Origin of the sequence: Salininema proteolyticum (assembly GCF_042685645.1) — a bacterium.
Taxonomy (GTDB): domain Bacteria; phylum Actinomycetota; class Actinomycetes; order Mycobacteriales; family Micromonosporaceae; genus Salininema; species Salininema proteolyticum.
This window is the reverse complement of sequence record NZ_JBHUNX010000001.1, coordinates 2,086,322-2,112,685: the sequence shown is the minus strand read 5'-3', so window position 1 is coordinate 2,112,685 and position 26,364 is coordinate 2,086,322. Positions and strand designations below refer to the sequence as shown.

Genomic DNA, 26,364 nt, shown 5'->3' with positions numbered 1-26,364 from the left:
CGAAGGAGAAGGCGGATGGCGGGAAAGATGCGCCCGACCAAGAAGCCCGACGATCCCGAGGCCGCCCGACAGTACGCCACCTGGCTGCTGTCGGGCCGTCCCCGGACTGCGCGGGAACTGCGCGACGCGATGGTCCGCAAGGGATTCGACGTGGAGATGGTCGACGAGATCGTGGACCGCTATGCGAACGTGGGCATGATCGACGACGCCCTGTTCGCCAAGATGTGGGTGGACTCCCGGCACCGCGGACGCGGCCTGTCTCGCAGCGCGCTGCGGTCGGAGCTGCGACGGAAGGGCGTGGAGGACGAGCACATCCAGGAAGCGGTCGACAGCGTCACGGCCGAGTCCGAAAGGGAGGCCGCCAAGGCCATCGCACAGCGCAAGTTCCGATCCGTGGCGCGGTTGGAGGAACCGGTGATCGTGCGTCGGCTCGTCGGTGCGCTCGCGCGGCGCGGCTACGGGCCCGGGGTGGCCATCCCCGTGGTCAAGGAGGTCTTGGCCGAAGCCGAACTGGAAGCGGCCGAGGAACTGCGGGAAGAGGACTTCGAAACCCCGCACGATTGAGGCGCCGGCGGATCTCGGCCTCGGCAAGCGGTTTCCGGTCGCCCCGGCGGCAGGGCACCGGTTGAGAGAACGTCGGCGACAGGCCACCGTTCGGGTGGACGTCGGCGGCGGGCTGGTACCGGTCGAGAAGACGCCGAATGCCCTGTTCGGCCAGCTATGGGAGCGCCCCTCCACTGCGGCCCGGGTGCCGCGGCCGCGTTTACCGGGGCGTGTTGGCCGGCCACCGGCCGGATTCGCTCGGGAGCGCTGAACGGCCACCGGCCGGGAGTGTCTTCGGCAGCGGGACCGCTGCCAGTCCAAGGCCGCTTACGCTCGGTCCGGCCTTCGATGATCCGGTGCCATAATGCGACAGTCCCCGTCGGAGAATATTCACGTTTCCACCGCCGTGCTCTGGTTCGATGGTCCCGAATGTCAGTCGACAGATAGGGGCACCAGATGAGACACCTCGCCAGGGCAATCCTGAGCGTCGGCGCCGGGTCGGCGATCGCCGTATCCGCAACCGGCGCCGCTTTCGCCTCCTCGTCCGCGACGCCGGTCGCGGACGAGGCACTACTGGGGTGCGGCGTCGTCGAGCAGAACTACGCGGCGAGCTTCACCGGTGAGAACGGCAGCCTCGTGCTGCGGGCGGACGGCGGCGGCACCTATCGGTCCGCTGTCGGCGGTGACGAGGTCGAGCTCAGGTGGGAACTGGAGGACGGCAGCCTCACGGCCGAGTCGGCAACGGAAGAGCCCGAACCTCTGTTCCGCATGGCCCCGGTCTGCGCCGGAGGCTCCGGGCATCCGACGATGCTCATGGTGGAGGACGCCGAGACCGGCACGACCTCGGCGTACTGGCGCCGTTGAGACCCGGCGCCGCCTCGGCGATCCCCGCCGTGAATCGGCCTTCCGGGGACGGCTCGGAGGAGCCTGTCGGGAAACGGGTCAACGGGGGCGCCTGCCGGAGCGAGTCGCGAACGCGCATGCCGGACCGACGCGATCGGTCCGGCAGCCAACGGCCATGTCGGGGGCCGCTCACTGGACCCTCTCTCAGCCCGACCGGCGGGGCCCGCTGTGCCGACCCGATCGGTCCGGCAGCCACCGGCCATGTCGGGGCCGCTCACCGGGCCCACTCGCGTACCGGATCCGCTCGCGAACCGGTCGGCGGGCCCGACCGCTCAAACCGCCCTCTTCCTCGCCTCGATGAGCGTCCGGCTGGAGTGCGCGACGAACGGCCCTTCGCTCTGGATCTTCTCGTGCAGCTCGCGCAGCCGGTCCCGATGGCCCTCCACAGTGAACCCGGGAACCATCCAGACGACCTTCCGCAGGAAGTACACGACGGCGCCGATGTCGAAGAACTCCACCCTCAGCCTCTCGGTGCGCAGGTCGACGACGTCCAGCCCGGCCTCTTCCGCCTCGGCGGCCTCCACCTCGGGCCGCCGTCCGAGCCGCGCTTCGGGCTGCGGTCCGAGAAAGTACTCCACCAGTTCGAACACGCTCGCGGGACCGACGTGCTGGGCGAGGTAGCTCCCGCCGGGACGCAGCACCCGAGCGATGTCCTCCCACCAGGGCGACACCGGATGGCGGCTCGTCACCAGGTCGAAGGAGCCCTCGGCGAAGGGCAGCGGAGGCCGGTCCTCGGCGGCCACGACCGCCACACCCAGCGGGTGCAGCAGGCGGGCGGCCCTCTCGACGTTCGGGGGCCAGGCCTCGGTGGCCACCATGAGAGGGGGATAGGCGCCCATCTCGGCCAGGACCTCTCCGCCTCCCGTCTGCAGGTCCAGGGCCGCCTGGGCGCGGGGGACCCTCTCCCTCAGCAGCCGGTGGTAGCCCCACGAAGGGCGCTGCTCGGTGGCCCGCCCCTCCAGCCATGAGAAGTCCCAGCCCTCGACAGGGGCCGCCGCCGCTTCGGATACGAGTGAGTCGAAAGTGTCCACACCGGGATTCTGGCAGCCCTCCACGCCGCGCGCACTCGAATTCCCCTCCGGGATGAGGCTGAACAGGGCCCGCGCCGATTTCTCACCATCGGGAGCCCCGTGTCCCCGGTGGCGGAGATTCCGGTCATATTACGATCCCGTTTCCGCAGATGGCGCCGCGTTCCAGAATCTGGACGGCGCGCGGCGCGGGTGTCGGGCGGCATCGGGAGCACGTACCATGGGGATTTCAACGACGACGCAGTGCCGCGCCCGGTCCGCCGTCTTCTGATGCTTTCAGCGAGGTAATTCCCCATGGTTGACACTCAACCTGTCGTAGTGATCGCAGACCCGCTAGCCGAATCCGCCGTCGAGGTCATCTCCCGGGACTTCACCGTCCGCGAGATCGACGGCACCGACGTGGCGTCTCTGCACGAGGCGCTCGCCGACGCCGAAGCGGTCATCGTGCGTTCCGCCACCACCATCGACGCGGCCGCCCTGGAGGCCGCACCCAAGCTCAAGGTAGTCGCCCGCGCCGGCGTGGGACTCGACAACGTCGCCGTTCCCGCCGCCACCGAGCGCGGCGTCATGGTCGTCAACGCGCCGACCTCCAATATCGTCTCCGCCGCCGAACAGGCGATCAACCTGCTGCTGGCCAGCGCCCGCCACACCGCGCGCGCCGACCAGTCGCTGCGCGAGGGCCGCTGGGACCGCAAGAAGTTCACCGGCGTCGAGGTCCGGGGCAAGACAGTCGGCGTCATCGGGCTGGGCAAGATCGGCCAGCTCGTCGCCGCGCGCATGAAGGCCTTCGAGACCGAGATCGTCGCCTACGACCCGTTCGTGCAGCCTTCGCGCGCCGCGCAGCTGGGCATCAAGCTGCTGAGCCTCGAGGACCTCCTGGCGGTGTCGGACTTCGTCACGATCCACCTTCCCAAGACTCCCGAGACCGCGGGCCTCATCGGCGCCGAGCAGCTGGCCAAGGCCAAGCCCGGCGTCCGCGTCGTCAACGCCGCCCGCGGCGGGCTGATCGACGAGGACGCGCTCTACGAGGCCCTCAAGTCCGGCCGGGTGGCCGCGGCGGGCCTCGACGTGTTCGTCTCCGAGCCGTGCACCGACTCTCCCCTGTTCACCCTCGACAACGTCGTGGCCGCCCCGCACCTGGGCGCCTCGACCCGCGAGGCGCAGGACAACGCGGGCCTGGCCGTCGCCAAGAGCGTCGCGCTGGCCCTGGCGGGCGAGTTCGTCGCCGACGCGGTCAACGTGCAGGCCGGCGGCATCGTCGCCGAGGAGGTGCGCCCGTACCTGCCGCTCGCCGAGCGTCTGGGACGCACTCTCACCGCCCTGGCCGACGGCGCGGTGCAGTCGGTGACCGTCGAGGTCAAGGGGACCATCGCCGAAGAGGACGTCTCGATCCTCCAGCTGGCCGCCTCCAAGGGCCTGTTCGCCTCGGTGGCCGACTCGGTCACCTACGTCAACGCCCCGCTCGTGGCCAAGCAGCGCGGTGTGGACGTGGGCATCCACGTCTCCGCCGGCGGCGACCAGAACACGGTCACGCTGCGGGGAGCGCTGGTCGACGGCCGCACCATCACCGTGTCCGGCACGGTCGCGGGCCTCACCGGCGAGACGCTCAAGCTCGTCGAGATCAACGGCTTCGACCTGGACATCGACGCGGACGGCGCGCTGCTCATGCTCGGCTACGCCGACCACCCCGGCGTCATCGGCCTCATCGGCGGAACGCTCGGCGACCTGTCGATCAACATCGCCTCCATGCAGGTGGCCCGCAAGGCCGCCGGCGGCGAGGCCTTCATGGTCATGGGCACCGACGCCGAGGTTCCCGGCGAGGTCGCGGCGCAGGTGCGCGAGACGATCGGCGCGAACGCGGTCGCCACGGTGACCCTCGAAGACTAGCGAGCACCGGGACCCGGGGCGCTGAGTCCCGGGGGCGCGGGCGGGGCCCGGAGAGGCGAGTCCTCTTCGGGCCCTTCGTCTTGCCGGGGGCGAACCGGAGGGAAAATTCTGTCCCGCTGGTCGGGATGCGAATGCCGGAATACGGGACGGTCGGGTTAATCTGAATACCACCTAACGTGTCCCGTTTCCTTTTCGCATCCGAAAGGCAGTAAATGAGCTCAATCGCGGTCATCCCCGGGGATGGCATCGGTAAAGAGGTTGTCGACCAGGCGCTCAAGGTCGTGCGCGTGGTCCGTCCCGACTGGGAGCCCGTTCCCTACGACCTCGGGGCGTCGCGGTACAACGCGACCGGCGAGATTCTCCCCGATTCCGTGCTGGACGAGCTCGACCGGCACGACGCGATCCTCCTCGGCGCCATCGGCGACCCGAGCGTCCCGCCCGGAGTCCTCGAGCGGGGCCTCCTGCTGCGCCTGCGCTTCGAGTTCGACCAGTACGTCAACCTGCGTCCCTCGCGCCTCTACCCCGGCGTCAAGAGCCCCCTGGCCGACGCGAAGCCCGGAGAGGTCGACTTCGTCGTCGTCCGCGAGGGCACCGAGGGCCTCTACGCCGGCGCCGGCGGCAGCCTCCACAAGGGAACCGCCGCGGAGATCGCCACCGAGGAGAGCCTCAACACCCGCTACGGCGTCGAGCGCGTCATCCGCGACGCCTTCGAGCGCGCCCGCTCCCGCCGCGGCAAGCTGACCCTCGTGCACAAGACCAATGTGCTCACCCACGCCGGAGGGCTGTGGAAGCAGGCCTTCGACGAGGTCTCCGAGGACTACCGCGACATCGCCACCGACTACCAGCACGTGGACGCCGCGGCGATGTTCATGGTCACCAAGCCCTCGGACTACGACGTGGTGGTCACCGACAACCTGTTCGGCGACATCATCACCGACATCGCGGCCGCCGTCACGGGAGGCATCGGACTGGCCTCCTCCGGCTGCGTCAACCCCGACCGCTCCCACCCCTCCATGTTCGAGCCCGTCCACGGCTCGGCGCCCGACATCGCCGGCCAGGGTGTCGCCGACCCGCTCGCGGCGATCGGCTCGGTCTCCCTGCTCCTGGAGCACCTGGGAGAGCCGAAGTCCGCCGCCGTCGTCCAGGAGGCCGTCGAGCGCGAGCTGTCCACGCGGGTACCCGGTGCCCCCGTCGCCACCGCCGAGGTGGGCGACCGGGTAGCGCAGGACGTGGAGCAGCACCTCTAGCCTGAGAGACCATCAAGGCCTTGCAGAAAAGGGCTCCGCGGGAACCTCCCGGGGAGCCCTTTCTCCGTGCCGTCCCCGACCGGGAACGGCTTGTGTCCGATTACTCGAAATACAGTACGGCGCTCTCGGCCGTAGACTGAACGAGCGCTAAGTTAGTTGTAGAGACTTTCCCTGTCTGTCGCGAAGGAAAACCATGGCTGACGAGAACCTGCCCGATCTCGAGATCCTCGAGAACCCGAACGCCCGAAGCGCCGAAGAGCGCGCCGCGCTGCTGGCCGACCCGGGCTTCGGCACCGTCTTCACCGATCACATGTTCACCATGCGCTGGTCCGAGGGCCGCGGATGGCACTCGGCCCGCGTCGAGCCCTTCGGTCCGCTGACCCTGTCGCCGGCCACGGCCGTCCTCCACTACGCCCAGGAGATCTTCGAGGGACTCAAGGCCTACCACCGCGCCGACGGCGAGATCGGCCTGTTCCGCCCGGAGGCGAACGCGCACCGCTTCAACACCTCCGCCGAGCGCCTGGCGATGCCGCAGCTGCCGGAGAAGATGTTCCTGGCCTCCATCCGCGAGATCCTCAAGGCCGACGGCGCCTGGGTCCCGACCGAGGGCGAGTCCAGCCTCTACCTGAGGCCGTTCATGATAGCCACGGAGCAGTTCCTGGGCGTGCGCCCCGCCAAGGAGTACCTCTACAGCGTCATCGCCTCCCCGGCCGGCGCCTACTTCAAGACAGGCCCCAAGCCGGTGACCCTGTGGGTCAGCGAGGAGTACACGCGCGCGGCTCCGGGCGGCACCGGAGCGGCCAAGTGCGGCGGCAACTACGCCTCCAGCCTCGCCCCGCAGACCGAGGCCATCGAGCACGGCTGCGACCAGGTCGTCTTCCTCGACGCCGCCGAGCACAAGTACGTCGAGGAGCTGGGCGGCATGAACCTCTTCTTCGTCTACGCCGACGAGAAGAAGGTCGTCACGCCCAAACTCAGCGGAACGATCCTCCCGGGCATCACCCGCGACGCGATCATCCAGCTGCTGACGGAGGAGGGCTACGACGTCCGCGAGTCCGACTACCCGATCGACCGCTGGCGCGAGGACGCCCTCGCCGGGCGCCTCACCGAGACCTTCGCCTGCGGCACCGCCGCCGTCGTCACTCCGGTGGGCACGATCCGGGACCGCTCCGGCGACTTCACCATCAACCACGCGCAGACCGGCGACCTGACCCGCCGCCTGCGCGCCAAGCTGCTCGACATCCAGCACGGCCGCGCGGAGGACCCGCACGGCTGGACGCAGACCGCCGGATGACCCGCGACTGACAGTCTCCACCGGAAGGGGCACGGCGCCGCCGTGCCCCTTCTCCGTGCCCGCGGTGCCCCGTCTTTCCCGGAATCGCCCCTTCCTCCCTGTTCAGCGGCCACAATCGATGGGACGATATCCAGACTCGCGCGATACGGGAAGGACACCCCTCTTGGGAGACGCCACCATCCGACTCAGCAGACTCGGGTTCGAGAAGGGGACCATGCTGCCCGCCGTCGCCATGGCGGTCCTACTCGCCCTCCCCATAGGATTCTGGACGGGAGCCGAGGCTCTCCTCGGGGACTCCAGCGCCACGGTGTCCGAAGGGGAGGAGGTCACCCTCGTGTCCATACCCGGGAAGACCGCCACGCTCACCGTGCGGGTCCCCTCCGGCACGTGGAAGTCCAGCCCCGCCCTCAACGGCGGCGCCGTGACGCTGCGCCAAGGCGCCACGACCATCTCCATCACGGTGGACGGGCAGGTGCAGAGCCTCGGCAACCTCCTCGAACGGCGCGCCGAGGCCGTCACCCGCGGACACAGCGACCTCGTCGCCACCTCCTTCCGGCAGTACGAGCCCGAGGGCGCGAAGCGGCCGGGCGAACAGGCGACCCTGGTCGGACGCGACCAGGGCGGCGCCATCGTCGTGACGGGCAACGGCAAGGGAGCGGCGGCCACCGTCGTGGCGCTCGCCCCCGCCTCCCAGCCGGCCGAGCGGACGCTCGCCCTGGTGGACTCGTTCACCGGACTGTTCGGGCTGGAGGGCAAGTGAAGACCATGACCCGCACGACCGGACAGGTCGTCCTGGAGAAGCAGGGGGCTTTCGTCCGCGTCCGCCGCCCCTCCTACTGGCTGTTCGTCGGATGCCTGGCCTTCGGCCTGGTCCGCCTCGGCACGACCATAGGCGGCGAGTACGAGGGCATCGCCGGGGCCCTGTGGATGGCGCTGATCGTCAACGGCATCATAGCCGTCCTCTTCAGCTGGATCATCGGAAAGCTCGACCTGTTCGAGAAGGAGCCCGCCTCCGTCCGCGCCGCCGCCCTCTGCTGGGGCGGGCTGGCCGCGGTGGCCTTCTCCATCATCTCCAACAACGCCGCCCTGCGCGTCATCGCCGACGTCGAAGGGCTCGACTGGGCCCGCCGCTGGGGACCGGCCATCGCCGGCCCGCTCAACGAGGAGTGGTTCAAGGCCCTCGGCATAGTCCTGCTGGTCCTCATCGTCCGCGAGCACTTCCACCGGCCCATCGACGGACTCATCTACGGCGCCATGGTCGGCGTCGGATTCCAGGTCGTCGAGAACGTCACCTACGCGGTCAACTTCGCGCTCGCCAACCCCAACAACGAATGGGTCGGCTCCATCGGCGTGACCGTCACCCGCCTGCTCGTCGCCGGACCCTGGTCGCATCCGCTGTACACGGCCGTTGCGGGACTGGGGATCTCTTACTTCGTCACGCAGCGGAACAAGACGTGGGCCCGCCGCGCGACCGTGGTAGCCGTGGCCTACGTGGTGGCCGTGTGCATGCACGGATTGTGGAACATGCCCCTGCCCCAGGGACTCAACCCCGGGCTGGGCATCCTCGCCACCTACGCCAAGGGCCTCCTCATCCTCGGGCTCTTCGCCGTCCTCTACCTCGCGGCGGCCGGCATCGAGTTCCGCTGGTTCCTCTCCACCATGAAGGGACAGCCCGAGGAGGTCATCACCGTCGAAGAGTTCCAGGACATGCGTTCGCTGCGCGCCAGGCGCCGCGCCCGCAAGCGCTTCGCCCGCCGCTATGGCAAACAGGGGGAGACCCTCCTGCGGCGGCTCCAGAACGCGCAAGTCAGCCTGGGCGAGTCGCTGGCTCGCGAACAGCGCAGGGGCGGCGACCCGGAGGCCGCGCCCGACGTGGTGGCCTCCAAGAGGGCCATCGCCGAGGCCCGGTCGCAGATGGAGGACCTCGTTCCCGAGCCGGGAGGGACCGAATCCGGGAAAGGGGACGGGAAGGGGAAGAGACGCCTCTTCCGCCGCTGAGGGCTCAGCCCTCGCCGTCCTTTTCGGTGGGAGGAACCTCGTCGGGGTCCTCCGAAGGCGACCCGGTGTCCGTCGGCGAGGGGCTCTCGGAGGGAGAAGGGGACAGCGACGGGCTGGGAGAGGGCGACCCGTTCTCGGGAGGACGGCTGTCGGACGGCGGGTCGACCGGGGTGAGCTCGCCGCTCTCGGCCGGCTCGGAGTCCTCCGGTTCGGCGGTGGGGGACTGCTCCCCGTCCTCGTCCGCGCCCTCGGTCTCCGGAATCCACAGGGGAGAGGTCTCGCCCTCGCCCTCCTGCCCGCGCGTGTCGGCGCCGGGGGAGCTCCAGCCGGGGGTGACCGTCGCGGGGTCGGGATCGGCGGCGCCGTCCCAGTAGGCGGGCACGGGGCCGAACACCGCCCAGCCGGCGGCCGCGGCCCCCAGAGCGGCGGCGGGGACGGACAAGTACATGGCGAGGCGCCGGGGACGGCTACTCCTCCGGCGGGGATTCTCGGCGCTCGGCACTGCGGCTCCTCGGATAGACCTGGCGTTTACCCGTATAACGAGCCACCCGTCGCCGCGGTCGTCACCCGCCGGAGTGAGTGCGCCACAGACCCGCCTCCGGGGCCGGCGTCGGACCCCGGTGCGGCGCGCCCGGTCAGCCTCCCGGCCCGCCCGAGGCCTCCTCCGCCTCTTCGGCCAACCGGGGCCATGCCGCCTGCGAGGCCACGATGGCGGTCACCTCCGACCCGGTGCACAGCTCGAAACGGTCCTCACAGGACTTCGGGACCACCCACAGCTCCAAGAAGAGCTCGTCGCGGGTGAAACAGCCGTCGACGGCGTCCCCTCCGGGACAGCGGGTCCTCTCCACCGGGACCCACCGGTCCCGCATCAGCGCCTCCCAGTACTCGACGCCCGTCTCCTCGACCTTCCCCTCGGAGTTCCAGGTCCGCACCCTCACCCGGCACTCGTCGAGGCACCAGCGGCTGCCGTACGTGTCGTCGCCGGGGTCGTGCGCGGCCCAGGCCGGCGGCGAGACCTCGTCCAGGGCGCGCCGGGTCGGGTCGATGCTCAGCGAGCGCCCGCCCCACAGCATGAGCCCGACGAGCATTCCGCCGACGGCCAGCACGGCGACGGTGAGGTGGCGGATCTGCTCGATGCGCGACCCGGAATTGGCCAGCTGCTGGCGCAGGCGCTTGCCGCCGCGCTCGCTGCGCCGGGCCGGGGCGGGCGGGGTCCTGCCGGGAAGCGGTTCCACGTCAGCCTCCCCGGATGATCCGCCGCAGCTTGTCCAGTCTGTCGGCTATCGCGGCCTCGGCCCCGTGGCGTTTGGGCCGGTAGTAGTCCTTTCCCCGTACGGCGTCGGGCGCGTAGCGCTGCTCCACGACGCCCTTGGGGTCGCTGTGGGGGTACTTGTACCCGGTGCCGTGCCCCAGCTTCTTCGACCCCGAGTAGTGGCTGTCGCGCAGGTCGGAGGGGACGGGCCCGATCTTTCCGGCGCGCACGTCCGCGAGCGCGGCGAAGATGCCCTCGCACGCGGCGTTCGACTTCGGCGCGGTGGCCATGTGGACGACGGCGTGGCCGAGGTTGATCTGTGCCTCGGGCAGGCCTACCCGCTCCACCGCAGTGGAGGCCGCCACCGCCGTCTGCAGCGCGGTCGGGTCGGCCATGCCGATGTCCTCCGAGGCGAAGATGATCAACCGCCGCGCGATGAAGCGGGGGTCCTCACCGGCCACGATCATGCGGGCCAGGTAGTGCAGCGAGGCGTCCACGTCGGAGCCGCGCATGCTCTTGATGAAGGCGCTGGCCACGTCGTAGTGGCTGTCGCCGTCGCGGTCGTAGCGGACCGCGGCGGTGTCCAGCGCCGCCTCGACCAGCTCCAGGGAGATCTCCTCGCGTCCCTCTGCGGAGGCCGAGGCGGCGGCGGCCTCGAGCGCGGTCAGCGCCTTGCGGGCGTCGCCGGAGGCCATGCGGACCAGGTGCTCGAGCGCCTCCTCGGACAGCCCGTGCTCCCCGTCCAGCCCTCGCGGGTCGGCCGCGGCCCGCCGGACGACGCCGGCGATGTCCTCGGCGGTCAGCTCGTGCAGGGTGAGCAGGACGCAGCGGCTCAGCAGCGGGGCGACGACCGAGAAGTACGGGTTCTCCGTGGTGGCCGCCAACAGCGTGATGGTGCGGTCCTCGACGGCGCCGAGAAGGGAGTCCTGCTGGGTCTTGGTGAAGCGGTGGATCTCGTCGATGAACAGGATCGTCTGCGGGCCGCCGGTGCGCCGGTTGCGCCGCGCCTCCTCGATGGCCGACCGCACCTCCTTGACGCCGGAGTTCAGCGCGGACATGGACTGGAACCGGCGGTCGCCGGCCCGGGCGACGAGGTTGGCGATGGTCGTCTTCCCCGAGCCGGGCGGGCCCCACAGGATCACGCTCATCATCTGGCGGCCCTCGACGATCTGCCTCAGCGGGGAACCGGGGCCCAGCAGGTGTCCCTGGCCCACGAGCTCGTCGATCCCCGCCGGCCGCATGCGGACGGCCAAGGGGGCGTCGGGCGACGGCTCCTCGGCTCCGGAAGGGGAGGGGGGCTCTTCGCCGGGAATACTGAACAGGCCTGGTTCGTCCACGAGTCAAGGGTAAGGGATCTGCGGATGCAGATCGCAGCACCATGAGAGGTGTTCACTGGACGCCACGGCGACCGAAATCCACTGTGAACTGAAAACGCGTTCGGAACCAGCGGAAACTCGCGACGATGCCAAACCGGTTCCGTCCGAAAGTGTGACACGGGGCGTCCGCATGTCGAAGGGCCCGGGGGCCCTTCACAAAGCCGTCACCGCGCGTGCATAATGTGTTCGGCGACACGGTCCCGACGCGGAGACCCCGGGAAGGGCCGACGCCCCACGGCCCCGACGGCAAGACCTGTCCACCCACCGCACCGCACCCCACCGCCTACACTCCCGGAGGCTCTCATGCCGGCCATAGTCCTGGCCATCGGAGTCCTGTCGCTGTTCGCGATCGGATTCCTGGGATACTCGCGCTACCTTTCCCAGAAGGTCTTCCGCCTCGATCCCGCCTACACCACTCCCGCACACCGCTACCAAGACGGTGCCGACTTCGTCCCCACCAACAAGCACGTCCTCTTCGGCCACCACTTCACCTCGGTGGCCGGCGCCGCGCCCATCATCGGACCCGCCATCGCCGTCTACTGGGGATGGATGCCCGCCCTGATCTGGGTCGTCGTCGGAACCATCGTCGCCGCCGGCGTCCACGACTTCGGCGCCCTGGTCATGTCCGTCCGCCACCGCGCCCGGTCGGTCGGCACCCTCACCAAGGACGTCGTCAGCCCCCGCGCCGGAATCCTCTTCCTGGTCATCGTCTTCTTCCTCATCACCATGGTCGGCGCCGTCTTCGCCGTCGTCATCGCGAACCTCTTCATGGCCAACCCCGGCAGCGTCCTGCCGATCTTCGCCGAGATCCCCATCGCGATCGCCATCGGCTTCTACATCCGCCGCTCGGGCTCGGCGGCCCTGATCCCCTCGCTGCTCGGCGTCGCCGCGCTCTACCTCTTCATCTGGATCGGCAGCGCCCTGCCCATAGAACTCGACGGCGTGGCCGGACTGCTCGGCATCGAGACGCGGACCCTGTGGATCATCGTCATCCTCGCCTACACCTTCGTCGCCGCGCGCCTCCCGGTGTGGGCCCTCATGCAGCCCAGGGACTACATCAACAGCCACCAGCTGTTCGTCGCGCTCGCCGTCGTCCTGCTGGGAGTCGGCGTCGGGTGGAACACCGTCGTCGCCCCCGCCCTCAACGACGTCCCCGCCGACACGCCCTCGATGTGGCCCTTCCTCTTCATCACCATCGCCTGCGGCGCCATCTCCGGCTTCCACTGCCTCGTCTCCTCGGGCACGACCTCCAAACAGCTGGACAAGGAGACCGACGCGCGCCTGGTCGGCTACGGCGGCGCCGTCGGCGAGGGCTCGCTCGCGCTCTGCTCGATCCTCGCTGTCACGGCCGGACTCGCCGCCACCCGCGCCGACTGGGACGCCGCCTACCCCAGCTGGACGGCCGCCTCCGGCGGAGCGGTCCAGAACTTCGTCGTGGGCGTCGGCAACTTCGCCTCCAACCTGGGCATCCCCACCGACCTCGCCGTCATCTTCGGGGCCGTCGTCGTCATCTCCTTCGCCGCCACCAGCCTGGACACGGGCATCCGGCTGCAGCGCTACGTGATCCAGGAGATCGCCCGCATGGCCGGCTGGCGCCGCCTGTCGGACAACGTGACCCTGCCGGCCGTCATCACCGTGGTCATGGCCGCCGCGCTCGCCCTCACGCCCGGGGGAGGCGACCAGGGCTTCGCGCTCGGCGTCCTCTGGCAGCTGTTCGGCACGACCAACCAGCTGCTGGCAGGGCTGGCGCTGGCCACCCTCGCCGTCTGGCTGCTCAAGCGCAACACCAACCCGTGGATGATCCTGGCGCCCATGGTCTTCCTGGTCGTCATGACCTCGTGGGCCCTCGTCGTGAACATTCAGCTGTACATCGACAACGCCCGGGCCCCCGGCGCCGAGTGGTCCCTGTGGGTCCTGCCGCCGCTCTCGGCCGTCATCTTCGGCCTGGCCCTGTGGGTCCTCTTCGAGGCCGGGGCGGCGCTCGGCAAGGCCTGGGGCAGTCGGGGCAAGGAGTGGAGGCCCTCCGACTCCGAGGAGCCCAACGCGCCCCTCGAGGACGCGAAGACCTGACGCGGGCCGACGCACGGAAAAGGGGCCGCCGGACTTCGCGTCCGGCGGCCCCTCGACGTTCGCGGGGACGGAGAGGGGTCAGGCCTCTTCCTTCTCCCCTTCCTCCTCGGGCTCGTAGTCGATGCCCGCCTCGGAGCGCTGCGCCTCGGTGATGGGCGTCGGTGCGCCCGTCAGCGGGTCGAAGCCGGCACCGGTCTTGGGGAAGGCGATGACCTCGCGGATGGAGGAGGCGCCGGACAGGAGCGTGCAGACGCGGTCCCAGCCGAAGGCGATGCCGCCGTGCGGGGGCGGGCCGAACTTGAACGCCTCCAGGAGGAAGCCGAACTTCTCCTGGGCCTCCTCGGCCGAGATGCCGAGGAAGTCGAAGACGCGCGACTGCAGCTCGCCGTCGTGGATACGGATCGAGCCGCCGCCGATCTCCGAGCCGTTGCAGACGATGTCGTAGGCGTAGGACAGGGCCTCGCCCGGGTCCTGCTCGAACTTGTCGGTCCACTCGGGACTGGGCGAGGTGAACGGGTGGTGGATGGCCGTCCAGCCGTCGTCGGTCTTGTCGAACATGGGGAAGTCCACGACCCAGCAGAAGGCCCAGGCGTCCTCGTCGACCAGGCCGCAGCGCTGGGCGATCTCCTGGCGGGCGGCGCCCAGCAGCTCCTGGGCCTCGCTGCGCCGGTCGGAGGCGGCGAAGAAGATCGCGTCGCCCGGCTTGGCGCCGACGGCGTCGGCGAGGCCGGCCAGGTGCTCCTCGGAGAGGTTCTTGGCGACGGGGCCCTTGGGCTCTCCGGTCTCGGCGTTGAGGGTGACGTAGGCCAGGCCCTTGGCGCCGCGCGCCTTGGCCCAGTCCTGCCAGCCGTCCAGCTCCTTGCGGGTCTGGGAGGCTCCGCCCGGCATGACGACCGCGCCGACGTAGCCGCCGGCCTCGATCGCGCCGGAGAAGACGCGGAAGGAGGTGCCGCGCAGGTAGTCGGTCAGCTCGCTGAGCTCCACGCCGTAGCGGAGGTCCGGACGGTCGGAGCCGAAGCGGTCCATGGCGTCGCGGTAGGTCAGGTGGGGGATGGCGCCTTCGATCTCGTGGCCGGCCAGGTCCTTCCACAGCTGCTTGACGATCTTCTCGCCCAGGGCGATCACGTCGTCCTGCGTCACGAAGCTGGCCTCGATGTCCAGCTGGGTGAACTCGGGCTGGCGGTCGGCGCGGAAGTCCTCGTCGCGGTAGCAGCGCGCGATCTGGTAGTAGCGCTCGAAGCCGGCGACCATGAGCAGCTGCTTGAACAGCTGCGGCGACTGCGGCAGGGCGTACCAGCTGCCGGGCTGGAGGCGCACGGGGACGAGGAAGTCGCGCGCGCCCTCCGGCGTCGAGCGGGTCAGCGTCGGCGTCTCGAGCTCGACGAAGTCCTCCTCGGCGAGGATGTCGCGGGCGATCTTGTTGGCCTTGGAGCGCAGGCGCATCGCCGAGGCGGGGCCGGAGCGGCGCAGGTCCAGGTAGCGGTAGTGCAGGCGCACGTCCTCGCCGACGTCCAGGCTGTCGTCGATCTGGAAGGGCAGCGGCGCGGCCGCCGACAGGACGGTGAGGTCGTCGACGCTCACCTCGATGGAGCCGGTGGGGATCTCGGGGTTCTCGTTGCCGTCGGGACGCACGGCGACGGTACCGGTCACCTGGATGCAGAACTCGTTGCGCAGCCTCTGGGCGGCCTCGGCGGCCTCCGAGTCGCGGAACACGATCTGGACGACCCCCGAGGAGTCCCTGAGATCGACGAACTCCACCCCACCGTGGTCGCGGCGACGGGCCACCCATCCGGCGAGGGTGACTTTCTGGTCGGCGTGCTCGGCACGGAGCGTGCCGGCGAGGTGTGTCCGATACACGGGTTAACTCCTGTTTGTCGGGTTGCTGGTCGTCGGGTCGACATGGCGCGGCCTCGGCCGCGCACTCCTCAGGGCCTCGGCTGCCCTAGGGGAATTCTCTGCGTGCGACTCCGCGCTGTCAATCCTATATCGCCGCTCACGGCGGGCGCGGTCGGCGGCGCCCGTTGCGCCCGGTGCCATAATCCGCGCACCGCGGTCCGGCACCGGGCGCGCCGAACCGACGGGCTCGGCGAGCGGGCCGCCCCGCCTCGACCGCCGTGAAGATTCCTCTCTAGACGTTTTGCGCGCCACCCCCGCGCAACACGCCCGCGACACGCCGCGGAGAGGCCCCCGACTGCTTAGAGTCGCGGTGACCCGTCGTCCGGGCGCCCCTCAGGCGGCCCGCGACACCGACCGACGAGCACAGGGAGACCGAGAATGACAGACGCCCCGGCCCGCACAGAGGCCGTACCGCCGCAGCAGGGCAGCAACGGCGCCGACCCCCAGACCGCCCTGGGTACGGCCGCCGCCCGCAACCTCGCGACCACCACCAAGACCGTCCCCCAGATGCAGGAGATCAGTTCCCGCTGGCTGCTGCGAGCCCTGCCGTGGGTGCAGACGACCGGTGGCACCTACCGCGTCAACCGCCGCCTGACCTACACCGTCGGCGACGGCCGCGTCGAGTTCATCGCCGAGGGCGCCGACGTGCGCGTCATCCCGCAGGAACTGACCGAGATCGCCATCCTGCGCGGCTACGACGACGAAGAGGTCCTGGAGGCCATCGCGTCGCGCTTCACCCAGAGCGAGGTCCGGCCCGGCGAGGCGCTGGTCCGCCGCGGACAGCCCAAGGACACCGTCTACCTCCTCGTCCACGGGCGCGTCGAGCAGTTCGGCACGGGCCCCTACGGCGACGAGGCCAACCTCGGCCTCCTCGTCGACGGCGCCCACTTCGGAGACGAGGGCCTCATCGACCCGGAGGCGTCCTGGGACTGCGACATCGTCGCCGCCACGCCCACGACCCTCCTGTCGATGCCCGCCGACCAGCTGCGCACCCTGGCAGACAACAGCCCCTCGCTCGCGGCGCACTTCGACGCCTACCGCGAGCGCCTGTCCCAGGCCTCCAACGAGCACGGCGAGGCCCACATCGACATCTCGGCGGGCCACGACGGCGAGCCCGTTCTGCCGCAGACGTTCGTCGACTACGACCTCTCGCCGCGCGAGTACGAGCTGTCGGTGGCCCAGACGGTCCTGCGCGTCCACACCCGCGTCGCCGACCTCTACAACCACCCGATGAACCAGCTGGAGCAGCAGCTGCGCCTGACGGTCGAGGCGCTCAAGGAGAAGCAGGAGTACGAGATGGTGAACAACCGCTCGTTCGGCCTGCTGCACAACGCGGCCTTCGAGGAGCGGATCCCGACCCGCAGCGGACCTCCCACGCCCGACGACCTGGACGAGCTGATCTCCCGCCGCCGCGACCCGGAGCTCCTCCTGGCGCACCCGAAGGCCATCGCGGCGTTCGGACGCGAGTGCAACAAGCGCGGCCTGTACCCCGACACCGTCGACATGGGAGGCCACCGCCTTCCCGCGTGGCGCGGCATCCCGCTGCTGCCCTGCAACAAGATCCCGGTCACGCAGGACAGGACCTCCTCGATCATGTGCATGCGCACCGGCGAGGACAACGCCGGCGTCGTGGGGCTCCACCAGAGCGGCCTGCCCGACGAGTACGAGGAGAGCATCTCGGTGCGCTTCATGGGCATCGATGACAAGGCCATCATGCAGTACCTGGTCAGCGCCTACTTCTCGGCCGCCGTCCTGGTCCCCGACGCGCTCGGAATCTTGGAGAACGTGGAAATCGGACGCTGAGGACTCACCCGCGCCGTCGTGCCCGGCCGCGACGCGGCCGGGCACGACGGCGCACCCTGCGCGGCAACACAGAAGGGGGCACCGACCCTTGGACCAGATCTCAACCGACCTCACCGACCGCGGCGCCGACCGCGCCGCCATCGACCGCGCCCTGCGGGAGGCCGTGGACACGCTCGCGCCCGACGTGGCGCAGGTGGCCTCCTACCACTTCGGCTGGACCGACGCCGAGGGACGGCCCGCCGAGGCGCGCCCGGGCAAGCACGTCCGGCCCCTGCTGGCGTGTCTGACGGCCGACGCGCTCGGCGCCGACCGCGAGGCCGCCCTGGCCGCCGCGTGCGCCGTGGAACTGGTGCACAACCATTCCCTGGTGCACGACGACGTCATCGACCGCGACACCCACCGCCGCTCGCGCCCCACCGTCTGGGCCGTCTACGGCGTGCCCGCGGCGATCCTGGTCGGCGACGCCATGCACGCGCTGGCCTTCGAGGCGCTCTCCCGCCTCCCCGGAACCCGCGTCGACTCCGCGTCGTCCCTGTTGGGCAAGACCGTCAACCAGCTCGTGCGCGGGCAGATGAGCGACATGGCCTTCGAAACGCGCACCGACGTTCGCCTCGGCGACTGCGTCGAGATGGTGGCGGGCAAGACCGCCGCGCTCATGGCCTGCTCGACCTCCCTGGGCGCCATCGTCGCCGGGGCCGAGGAGGAGACGGAGAACTCCGCCTACCGCTTCGGCTTCCACCTGGGCATGTGCTTCCAGCACGTCGACGACCTGCTCGGCATCTGGGGCGAACAGGAGGCCACCGGCAAACCGAAATACTCCGACCTGCGCAACCGGAAGAAGTCGCTGCCCGTGGTGGCGGCGTTCGAGTCCGAGTCCTCAGAGGCCGAGCGGCTCAGGGACTTCTTCGCCCCGGCCGCCGACCAGACCGAGAGGCTCTACGGACTGCCCACCGAGCGGCGCGGCGACGAGGAGGAGGCCGACTACGAGGCCATGGCCGAACTCGTGAGCCGCCTGGGGGGCGAGGCCGTCAGCCGCAGCGCCGCGGAGGCGCACCTCGAACAGGCGCTCGCCGCCCTGGATGGCATGGGGCTCGACACCGAGGGCGCGGCGCCGTTGCGCGCCATGGCCGTCCTCCTGGCAGAAAGGGACCGCTTATGAGCGCTCGCACCGTACTGCTGGCTTCGCCCCGGTCCTTCTGCGCCGGGGTGGAGCGGGCCATCACCATTGTGGAGAGGCTGCTCGACCGGGCGGGGCCGCCGGTGTACGTCTACCACCACATCGTCCACAACCTGCACGTCATAGAGAGGCTGCGCGGCAAGGGCGCGGTGTTCGTCGACGACGTCGACGAGGTTCCCGACGGGGCGACGCTGGTCTTCTCGGCGCACGGGGTGGCCCCGGCTGTCGGCTCGAGGGCCCGCGGGCGCGGCCTGGACCCGGTCGACGCGACCTGCCCGCTGGTGGCCAAGGTCCATTCCGAGGTCCACCGCGCGCTGAAGGAGGACCGCCACGTCATCCTCATCGGACACGACGGCCACGACGAGTCGGACGGCGTCCGCGGGATCGATCCGGAGCGGGTCACCCTGGTGGAGAGCACCGCGGACGTGGAGGAGCTGGACCTCGCCGGCCGCGACCTGGCCTACGCGTGCCAGACGACCCTGTCGCAGACCGAGTCGGCCGGGATCATCGCCGCCCTCAAACAGCGCTATCCCGACATCGAGGACCCGCCGAGCGAGGACATCTGCTACGCGACGACCAACCGGCAGAACGCCCTGTCCGCGGTACTCGCCGAGGCGGACTTCGCCCTGATCGTCGGCTCGCGCTACTCGTCGAACACCACCCGGTTGTGGGAGTTGGCGCGCGAACTGAACGTGGAGGCGCGCCTTATCGAGGATTCCGGCGACATCGAACCGGACTGGCTGGACAATAAGGACAAGGTCGCCCTCACCGCCGGGGCCTCCGCTCCGTCCGAGCTGGTCGACGGGGTGATCGAGAGGCTGGCCGAACTCGGGCCGATCCGGGTGGAGGAGAGGACGACCGCCGTGGAGACGATGGAGTTCCACCTGCCCGGCAGCCTGAGGTGACGGTTCGGCGCGGGAGGAGGAGGGGAGAGGCGTGGGCGCCAAGGAAGTCGTCGAGCAGAGGGCGAAGGCCGCATGGGAGTGGGCCAAGCGGGTCCCCCTCCTGCGGGCGGCCATCGACTTCTTCTCCAACTCCCGCACCGACAACGCCGCGGCGCTGACGTACTACTCCGTCCTGTCGCTCTTCCCCGCCCTGGTGGTGGGGGTGGCGGTCATCGGCATGCTCGACCGGGGCGCCATAGACCGCTTCCTGGACACGCTGACCGACGTCATTCCGAACTCGGTCATGGAGACCCTCAACACCATCCTGGACAACCTGCACGAGAACCAGTCCGCCGCGGGCACCGTCGCGGTGCTGGGAACGCTGACGTCGCTGTGGGCGGCGGGGAACTACATCGTGGCCTTCGGGAGGGCCGCCGACCTCGTAGCCGAACGCCATGTCGAGAAGCCCTGGTGGCGCAATTACGTGGTGCGGTTGGCGCTCATCCTCGTCTGCGGCGTTCTCGGAGTGATCGCGGTGATCGCGGTGGCCAGCGGGGCGGACCTCGTCCGCACGCTCGGCGACACCTGGGGCGACGGGGAAGGGGCCGCCAAAGTCTGGGCCGGACTGCGCTGGCCGACCCTCGCGCTCGTCCTGCTGACCATGATCGTCCTCCTCTACTCCTTCGCGCCCTCCTACCGGCTGCCGTTCCGCCCGCTCGTGCCCGGTGCGGTGCTGGGCATGGTCCTGGGGATGGCCGCCTCCTTCGGCCTCGGCTACTTCGTGTCGAACGTGAAGAACTACAACGCCGTCTACGGCACCCTGGGCGGGTTCATCGTCTTCCTCATCTGGCTGTGGCTCATGAACGTGGTCATATTGCTGGGCTACCAGTACGGCGTGACCAGGGGCAAGCTCGGGCACTTGCACCACCTCGAGGAGGAACAGGGCCCCAAGGAGAAGCCTGTATAAATGAGAGCGTGCCTCTCATCAACTTCCGCGACGTCGCCGACACCGCCGGCCCCGGACTGCGGCCCGGTCGCCTCTACCGCTCGGCGCGTCCCTTCGGCCTCACCCGGGAGGACCACGGGTTCGTCGCGGGACTCAAACTCATCGCCGACCTGCGAACCCTCGTGGAGCGGGACCACGACGACTGGCCGGCCTCCGCGACGGTCGACGTGAGCGTCCTCCGCAACCAGAACGTCGGGCTGGGAGCCGATCCCCGGTCGCTCATGGGCGACCCCGACCTGGGCGCCATGTACGCGGCCATCCTCGACTCCGACACCGAGTGGCTGGCCACCAACGTCATCGAGCTCTCCCAGAACCTCCCGGCCCTGGTCCACTGCTCGGCCGGCAAGGACCGCACCGGCGTGGTCGTGGCGACGGCCCTGTCCCTGGTCGGCGTGGACCGCGAGAACATCATCGCCGACTACCTGGAGACCAACCGGAACCGGGCGGCGATCGAAGGGATGCTCAAACGGACGGCCTCGATGGGCGCCTCGTTCTCCCGAGCACCCGCGGAGGTCCTCGACAAGATCTTGGACGCTCCCCGGGAGGCCGTCACCTCCTTTCTGGACCGCCTCGACGAGAAGGGCGGAGCCGAGGCGGCGCTGCGACCGCACGGACTGGTCGACGAGCACATCGAGCAGCTGCGCGCCGGACTGCTCGCTTGACCCGACTCGGCGCTCGGTCAGTCCGTTCCCCGGATGATCTGGCGGATCTTCTCCGCCGCCGTCGTGATGACCTGCGACCCGGTGAGGATCCCGAGCATGACGGCCGTCCACACCGCCACCGCCGACGGACCTTCGACCGGGACGGCCTCGGGGAGGAAGAACCTCGTCGACGAGGTCACGATGTCCGTTCCCGGACCGATGAGCCAGAACGCCGAGAGGAACGTCAACTGCGCCGCCGGCCCGCGCCAGCGCTTCTGCGCGTGGTAGGCCAGCGGCACGATGACGAAACCGCCCAGGAAGGCGCCCACGATGGGGCCGAACAGGACGTCCGACCCCTGGACCAGCGCGTAGGCGATGGCGAAGACCGCGATCATCCCCACCACAGCGCCCTTTCTCGCCGACGCGTACAGGTAGGCGCCGAAGGCCATGACGGGCAGCCCGACCCACCCGAGCCAGGCGCCCGCGTGGTAGCCGCCGGGGGCGGGCCCGGGACTGCCCGCTGCGACGAACCCCCCGGTGATGCCCAGGGTGAGCACTAGTAGCGAGGCCCCGGCCAGCATGATCCGGGAGGCGCCCGAGACCGTCGCCCCCGAGGACAGCTCCGTCAGGCCGATGGTGAACGCGGCGCCGGGCAGGAGCACCACCAGCGAGGCGAAGACGATCACCGCCGGCTCCCCGCCGATCCAGACGGGCGGAAGGGAGAACACGATGTACGAGACCAGCACCGCCGAGGCGACCGGCAGGACCATCGACAGGAGACGAAGCCTTCCCGCCGCCCACTGCAGGGCCGCCGTCAGCGCGCCCAGGGCGGCCAGCCAGGGCAGCGCGATCAGGGCGGGGTCCCTCGTCATGCCCAGCCCCAGGGACAACAGCGCGCCGCCGAGCACGATGACGGCGGGCGGGAACCGGGGCGGCTGAATGAGCAGCACCTCCAGATCCTCCACCGCCTCGTCGGGGTCGGGCAGGGTGTCCTTCAACCGGGCGACGAAGTCCTTGACCCGGCCGATCTGGTCGAGGCGCAGGGAGACCCCGCCGGTGACGGCGAAGTCGACCGTGCCGCCCGACGGGTCGGCCCGCCGAATGAAGATCGAGGTGGGAAAGGCGGCGAAGCGGATGCGGTGGACGCCGTAGAGGGAGGCGATGTCGTTCAGCTGGTTCGCGACGCGGTTGGTCGCGTCCCCGCTCGCCAAGAGCGCCGCGCCGACATGCCGCAGCAGCCGGACCACCGCCGTGTCCACGTTTCCACCTCCCCGCAGTCAGGAGCCGGCCGATTCCACCCCGCGCCGTCGGCCCCGAGGACTCACCGTATAGCCGATCGCCGCTGCGAGCAGTGCGAATCACGGTGATCCCATCCGTGTAACCCGGGTGCGCGGCGGCTCGGACGCACTTCCAGAAGATCTGAAGGTAATTCATTCATTCACGCCTACGTCGCGGCCGCATTATCTACCTTTCGAACATCAGCGACTAGCAAAGGACCGCCATGACCGCGACGCCCCGCCCTCCGCTCCGTGCCTTGACGCTCCTCGCCGCCCTCTTCTCCGCCCTCCTCCTCTCCGCGCCCGCGCTCGCCATCGCCCCTTTCGTCCTCGACCAGGGGAACATCACCGACAAAGTGGGCGCGCTCGGCGACCGCCGCGACGACGTGCAGGCCGCCATCGACCGCCTCCAGTCCGACGCGGAGGTCGGCTTCTACGTCGTCTATGTCGACTCCTTCGGCAACCTCCAGCCCGACGAGTGGGCCAACACCACCGCCGTCGAGTCGGGGCTCGGCACCGACGACCTCCTCCTCGCCATCGCGACCGAGGACCGCCGCTACACCTGGAGCGTCGAGGAGGACTTCCCCCTCGACGACGAGAAGCTCAACGAGGTCGCCAAGAAGGCCATCGAACCGGAACTGGCCCGCGACGAATGGGCCCAGGCCACCATCAACGCCGCGGACGGCTACCGGGCCGTTGCGGCCGGCGAGCCCGTCCCGGACTCCTCCGGGAACGATTCGCGGCTCCTCACCGGCCTCCTCTGCCTGGCCGCGGCCGTAGCCGTCGCCATCGCCGGCTTCCTCTGGTGGCGCACCCTGCGCTCGCCGAAGGAGAAGGACTCCGAATCAGAGGGCACGCCGGTCGCCGAACTCGAAGGCCGCGCCGACACGCTCCTCGTCGAGACCGACGACGCCCTGCGGACCAGCGAGCTGGAACTCGCCTTCGCCCAGTCCGAGTTCGGCGAGGCGGCCACCGCCGACTTCGCCGCGACCGTGGAGGGAGCCCGGACCGATCTGGCCGACGCCTTCCGCGTCCGCCAGCAGCTCGACGACGAACGGCCCGAGACCGAATCCGAACAGCGCGACCTCCTGACCCGGATCATCGACAGGCTCAACGCCGCCAACTCCCGCCTCGACGCCGATGCCGAGCAGTTCGACCGACTCCGCGACCTCGGTCGGCGGGCGCCGGAGGGCCTCGAACGCCTGCGAGGGATGCAGACCGAGGTGACCGCGGCCCTGCCGGGGGTGGACGAGACCCTCTCCCAACTGCGCGAGTCCTATCCCGAAACGGCGATCGGGCCCGTGGCCGAGGCGGCCGACGACGCCCGCGACCGGATGCTCTTCGTCGGCGCGCACCTCGACGCGGCCCATGAGGCGATCGCCGACGGGCGGTCGGGGGAGGCCGCCGTCGAACTGCGGGCCTGCGAAGAGGCGCTCAGCCAGGGACAGCAGCTGGTGAACTCCGTCGTTCGACGCAGTCAGGAACTGAGGCGCGCCGAGCACGACCTTCCGGAGGTCGTCGACCGCGTCGACCGCGAGATCTCCGCCGCGAGCGAGGACGAGGCCGACGACGAACGACTTCGCGCGGCGGTAGCCTCCGCGCGCCAATCCATGGAGGAGATCCGTTCCCAGACCGCAGCCGGCGAGTACGACCCCATCGCTCTCACTCTCAAGGCGGAGCAGACGGCCGAGGCGCTCGCCGAGCAGACCGAGCGCCTCCGCGACGAGGAGGAGAACGCGCGACGGGCGCACGACCAGTTGCGGCAGGCGCTCGACAGTGCCGTCGCCGCGATCGGGGCCGCCGAGGACTACGTGGCGACTCACCGCGGTGCGGTCGGTCCGCGGGCGCGTACGCGACTCAACGAGGCGAAGGCGGCGTTGGCGCACGCGCAGCACGACGGAGCTTCTGAGCCGGTGGCGTCACTGAAGGCAGCCACTCGGGCCGGTCGTCTCGCGAGCGAGGCGGCGGACCTCGCCGAGCGCGACGTCCAGGCCTATCGCGATCCGCTGGACCAGCGCGTTCCCGGGCCGATGGGCAACAGTTCCAATGCCGGAGCGATTCTCGGGGGAATCCTCCTGGGCGGCATGCTCGGCGGAGGCGGTCGCGGCGGTGGACGTTCTCCCGGGTGGGGGCAGCCCTCCCACCGGCCCGGGCCCGGGTCTTTCGGCGGAGTCGGGACGCGGGGGAGAAGAGGGGGCGGCGGCCGTTTCTGAGGAATCGGCGTGTGGTGAAGGCGTTCCCGTATTTCCGAACCCGGATCACCGGGAAATCCCGTTCACACGAGTAGACCCGCCGGAGCCGGCGAGATTCACCGACCGTTCCCGGAGGGTCTCATATCGCTGTCCTACAATCGGGTTGCTATGAACGAGACCGACTACTCCTGGCAGGACGATGTGGACCGCATCCTCTCGAGCCTGCCCGACGGCACCTGGACCAGTTATGGCGAACTCGGGAAGGCCGTGGGCCGGGGTCCGCGCCAGATCGCCCGCTACCTCACCCACGACATCGTGCACAACGCCTATCGGGTCCTGCGTTCTGACGGCCGTGTCTCCGACGGTTTCCACTGGGGCAATCCGGACAGTCCGCCCGTCCACGATGTCCTGCGCGACGCGGGGGTCCGTTTCAGCAAGTCCCTCAAAGCCGATCCCATGCAGAAGCTGGACAGTGTGGACCTCGCCGAACTCCTCGGGGAGTAGGAACGGAGGCTCTTAAAGGGCTACTGCAGCTTGCAAGGGACAGACCTGCGATTTTAATTAGGTTCATGCCGAAAATGGCAAGTTCGGGCTCTTCGCGCTCGAATGAAGAGAGAAAGACCGGTGCTCGGATGTCCACATGGTTCCGTGCCACGATGAGAAGGCACCCTGAACTTGCACGAACCTTCGCAACCATTCAAAGTCTGCGTGAGCGTGTCCTGTATCCGTGGTCGCTCTTGGGTGATGCTCAGGGAGAAGCGAGGAGCGCGGGAGCTTCATGCAAAAGCCTCTTCTGGGTGAATCGCGTACTGTTCGAGTTTCATGACGGTCTGTGAGGTTCGGTAGAGGTAGCGGAGGGGTCGGCGGTAGCCGGTGGCTAGGATTCGCCAGTTGCGCAGGTGGGAGATGCCTCGTTCCACCGCGGCGCGGTGGGATTTGATGCCGCGGTTGAACTCTCGCTCCTCCTCGGTCAGGTTGCGGTAGGCCGGTTTCCGGACTGGAGTGATGGGTACTTTCCCGATGTAGGCCTTGTCGCCGAGCATGCCGGGACCTTCAGGGCTGCAGTGGACCCTGTAGACCTTGTCAAGGCCGGTGTCGGTGAACGCGCGGGAGTCATGGACTGATCCCCGCAGCGGTGGGGAGAGTTCTATGACCCGGCCGTGGAGGGTGGCGATGGCCTGTAGATTCGCTCCGGTGTCGTGGCGTTTGCCGGAATAGAGGCCGTCGAACCACTTCCGCTCCCCGGTGGGGACGAGGAACCCGTCGACGATCAGCGCCTCGGCCAAAGCAGCGGCCCGCAGGCGCGCCATGAGGTCGTCGAGCAGGACCGACACGACCGGTTCCAGCTCCTTGATGTAGCGGGAGACAGTGGATTGGGAGACGAGGAAGTGTTCGCCAACGGCTTCTTGACAGTCGTTGCGGCGCAGGTAGTTCACGGTGACGACCACGGCCATGAACACCGAGAGGGACTTCTGGCGTCCGGTGGCCGGCTGCCACGGCCCGATCGTTCTCTCGACCCCGTGCGCGAGAGATGCCAGTTGCCTGTAGGACAGACCGGTCGTATGGTCAAGAGGAGGCAGCGCCCTGTTCTTGATCGCTTCTGTTGTTTTCATATCCCAGCGATCTCACGACGGGCGCTGCCGTCGCCGCCAGGTTCCCGACTCGCGAGTAGTCAAATCCCCTGCACACGCAGCATGCCACCCACACGAGACAATTGCATGAAGCTCCGGGATTGAACAGGCGTTATCCGACTCGAAATGTGGTCTGCTTCGCTGAAAGGGTGGACTCCGACGACGTAGCATGCGTGGTCAACGACGCGTCGGAGCCTGATCTAGTAGGGAAGGTGATCGTCGTACATGACTACGCCACTCCCGGATGGGAGCTCACTTC

At 69.7% G+C, this 26,364-nt stretch carries 22 protein-coding genes; 15 read left to right on the top strand and 7 right to left on the bottom strand.

Annotated elements, in window-relative coordinates; genetic code table 11:
• The first annotated feature begins 15 nt into the window (after positions 1–15).
• The gene (locus ACFTE1_RS09825) at positions 16–564 is read left to right on the top strand and encodes a regulatory protein RecX (RefSeq protein ID WP_380620600.1); all 549 of its coding nucleotides are present in this window, start codon (positions 16–18) and stop codon (positions 562–564) included.
• A gap of 435 nt (positions 565–999) precedes the next feature.
• On the top strand, positions 1,000–1,407 hold the full coding sequence (locus ACFTE1_RS09820) for a hypothetical protein (RefSeq protein ID WP_380620602.1): 408 nt from the start codon (positions 1,000–1,002) through the stop codon (positions 1,405–1,407).
• 311 nt (positions 1,408–1,718) lie between these two features.
• Here the strand turns inward: ACFTE1_RS09820 and ACFTE1_RS09815 are convergent, their stop codons facing one another.
• Positions 1,719–2,477 (bottom strand): class I SAM-dependent methyltransferase, encoded by a 759-nt coding sequence (locus tag ACFTE1_RS09815; protein WP_380620604.1) that lies wholly within the window; start codon positions 2,475–2,477, stop codon positions 1,719–1,721.
• A 291-nt stretch (positions 2,478–2,768) separates the two neighbouring features.
• Between ACFTE1_RS09815 and serA the strand changes: the two genes are divergently transcribed.
• From serA to ACFTE1_RS09790, 5 genes are all read left to right on the top strand, one after another.
• Complete coding sequence (gene serA / locus ACFTE1_RS09810; protein ID WP_380620606.1) at positions 2,769–4,361, top strand: phosphoglycerate dehydrogenase; 1,593 nt, start codon at positions 2,769–2,771, stop codon at positions 4,359–4,361.
• A 212-nt stretch (positions 4,362–4,573) separates the two neighbouring features.
• On the top strand, positions 4,574–5,608 hold the full coding sequence (locus tag ACFTE1_RS09805; protein ID WP_380620608.1) for a 3-isopropylmalate dehydrogenase: 1,035 nt from the start codon (positions 4,574–4,576) through the stop codon (positions 5,606–5,608).
• A gap of 193 nt (positions 5,609–5,801) precedes the next feature.
• Positions 5,802–6,902: a branched-chain amino acid aminotransferase gene (locus ACFTE1_RS09800; protein ID WP_380620610.1), complete on the top strand. Its 1,101-nt coding sequence runs from the start codon at positions 5,802–5,804 to the stop codon at positions 6,900–6,902.
• A 163-nt stretch (positions 6,903–7,065) separates the two neighbouring features.
• Positions 7,066–7,662: a hypothetical protein gene (locus tag ACFTE1_RS09795; protein ID WP_380620612.1), complete on the top strand. Its 597-nt coding sequence runs from the start codon at positions 7,066–7,068 to the stop codon at positions 7,660–7,662.
• Between the two features lie 5 nt (positions 7,663–7,667).
• Positions 7,668–8,900, top strand: a complete 1,233-nt coding sequence (locus tag ACFTE1_RS09790) for a PrsW family intramembrane metalloprotease (protein ID WP_380620646.1) — start codon at positions 7,668–7,670, stop codon at positions 8,898–8,900.
• Positions 8,901–8,904: 4 nt separating this feature from the next.
• Here the strand turns inward: ACFTE1_RS09790 and ACFTE1_RS09785 are convergent, their stop codons facing one another.
• The 3 genes from ACFTE1_RS09785 to ACFTE1_RS09775 all read right to left on the bottom strand — a co-directional run bounded on the left by ACFTE1_RS09785 (position 8,905) and on the right by ACFTE1_RS09775 (position 11,474).
• On the bottom strand, positions 8,905–9,402 hold the full coding sequence (locus ACFTE1_RS09785) for a hypothetical protein (RefSeq protein ID WP_380620614.1): 498 nt from the start codon (positions 9,400–9,402) through the stop codon (positions 8,905–8,907).
• A gap of 133 nt (positions 9,403–9,535) precedes the next feature.
• On the bottom strand, positions 9,536–10,135 hold the full coding sequence (locus ACFTE1_RS09780) for a hypothetical protein (RefSeq protein ID WP_380620616.1): 600 nt from the start codon (positions 10,133–10,135) through the stop codon (positions 9,536–9,538).
• 1 nt (position 10,136) lies between these two features.
• Positions 10,137–11,474 carry a replication-associated recombination protein A gene (locus ACFTE1_RS09775; protein ID WP_449329521.1) on the bottom strand — a complete coding sequence of 446 codons (1,338 nt, stop codon included), beginning with the start codon at positions 11,472–11,474 and terminating at the stop codon, positions 10,137–10,139.
• A 357-nt stretch (positions 11,475–11,831) separates the two neighbouring features.
• Between ACFTE1_RS09775 and ACFTE1_RS09770 the strand changes: the two genes are divergently transcribed.
• Positions 11,832–13,598 carry a carbon starvation CstA family protein gene (locus ACFTE1_RS09770; protein ID WP_380620618.1) on the top strand — a complete coding sequence of 589 codons (1,767 nt, stop codon included), beginning with the start codon at positions 11,832–11,834 and terminating at the stop codon, positions 13,596–13,598.
• Positions 13,599–13,676: 78 nt separating this feature from the next.
• On the opposite strand, the gene aspS is transcribed toward ACFTE1_RS09770, so the two are convergent.
• A complete protein-coding gene (aspS, locus tag ACFTE1_RS09765; protein WP_380620620.1) occupies positions 13,677–15,455 on the bottom strand; it encodes an aspartate--tRNA ligase in 1,779 nt (592 codons plus the stop codon).
• A 417-nt stretch (positions 15,456–15,872) separates the two neighbouring features.
• On the opposite strand from aspS, the gene ACFTE1_RS09760 reads away from it, so the two are divergent.
• The 5 genes from ACFTE1_RS09760 (at position 15,873) to ACFTE1_RS09740 (ending at position 21,026) form a co-directional block, all read left to right on the top strand.
• Positions 15,873–17,297 (top strand): family 2B encapsulin nanocompartment shell protein, encoded by a 1,425-nt coding sequence (locus tag ACFTE1_RS09760; protein WP_380620622.1) that lies wholly within the window; start codon positions 15,873–15,875, stop codon positions 17,295–17,297.
• Between the two features lie 88 nt (positions 17,298–17,385).
• Entirely contained in the window at positions 17,386–18,456 is a 1,071-nt protein-coding gene (locus tag ACFTE1_RS09755; protein ID WP_380620624.1) for a polyprenyl synthetase family protein, read from the top strand.
• A complete protein-coding gene (ispH, locus tag ACFTE1_RS09750; RefSeq protein WP_380620626.1) occupies positions 18,453–19,379 on the top strand; it encodes a 4-hydroxy-3-methylbut-2-enyl diphosphate reductase in 927 nt (308 codons plus the stop codon). Before ACFTE1_RS09755 ends, ispH begins: the two co-directional genes overlap by 4 nt.
• A 31-nt stretch (positions 19,380–19,410) precedes the next feature.
• The gene (locus ACFTE1_RS09745; RefSeq protein ID WP_380620628.1) at positions 19,411–20,325 is read left to right on the top strand and encodes a YihY/virulence factor BrkB family protein; all 915 of its coding nucleotides are present in this window, start codon (positions 19,411–19,413) and stop codon (positions 20,323–20,325) included.
• 8 nt (positions 20,326–20,333) lie between these two features.
• Positions 20,334–21,026 carry a tyrosine-protein phosphatase gene (locus tag ACFTE1_RS09740; protein WP_380620630.1) on the top strand — a complete coding sequence of 231 codons (693 nt, stop codon included), beginning with the start codon at positions 20,334–20,336 and terminating at the stop codon, positions 21,024–21,026.
• A gap of 17 nt (positions 21,027–21,043) precedes the next feature.
• Here ACFTE1_RS09740 and ACFTE1_RS09735 read toward each other — a convergent pair whose 3' ends face one another.
• Entirely contained in the window at positions 21,044–22,264 is a 1,221-nt protein-coding gene (locus ACFTE1_RS09735) for a threonine/serine exporter family protein (protein WP_380620632.1), read from the bottom strand.
• Between the two features lie 242 nt (positions 22,265–22,506).
• Between ACFTE1_RS09735 and ACFTE1_RS09730 the strand changes: the two genes are divergently transcribed.
• Both ACFTE1_RS09730 and ACFTE1_RS09725 read left to right on the top strand, forming a co-directional pair.
• Positions 22,507–24,495 carry a TPM domain-containing protein gene (locus tag ACFTE1_RS09730; RefSeq protein ID WP_380620634.1) on the top strand — a complete coding sequence of 663 codons (1,989 nt, stop codon included), beginning with the start codon at positions 22,507–22,509 and terminating at the stop codon, positions 24,493–24,495.
• Positions 24,496–24,642: 147 nt separating this feature from the next.
• Complete coding sequence (locus ACFTE1_RS09725) at positions 24,643–24,978, top strand: MGMT family protein (RefSeq protein ID WP_380620636.1); 336 nt, start codon at positions 24,643–24,645, stop codon at positions 24,976–24,978.
• Between the two features lie 272 nt (positions 24,979–25,250).
• On the opposite strand, the gene ACFTE1_RS09720 is transcribed toward ACFTE1_RS09725, so the two are convergent.
• Complete coding sequence (locus ACFTE1_RS09720; protein WP_380624886.1) at positions 25,251–26,087, bottom strand: transposase family protein; 837 nt, start codon at positions 26,085–26,087, stop codon at positions 25,251–25,253.
• Positions 26,088–26,364 lie beyond the last annotated feature (277 nt).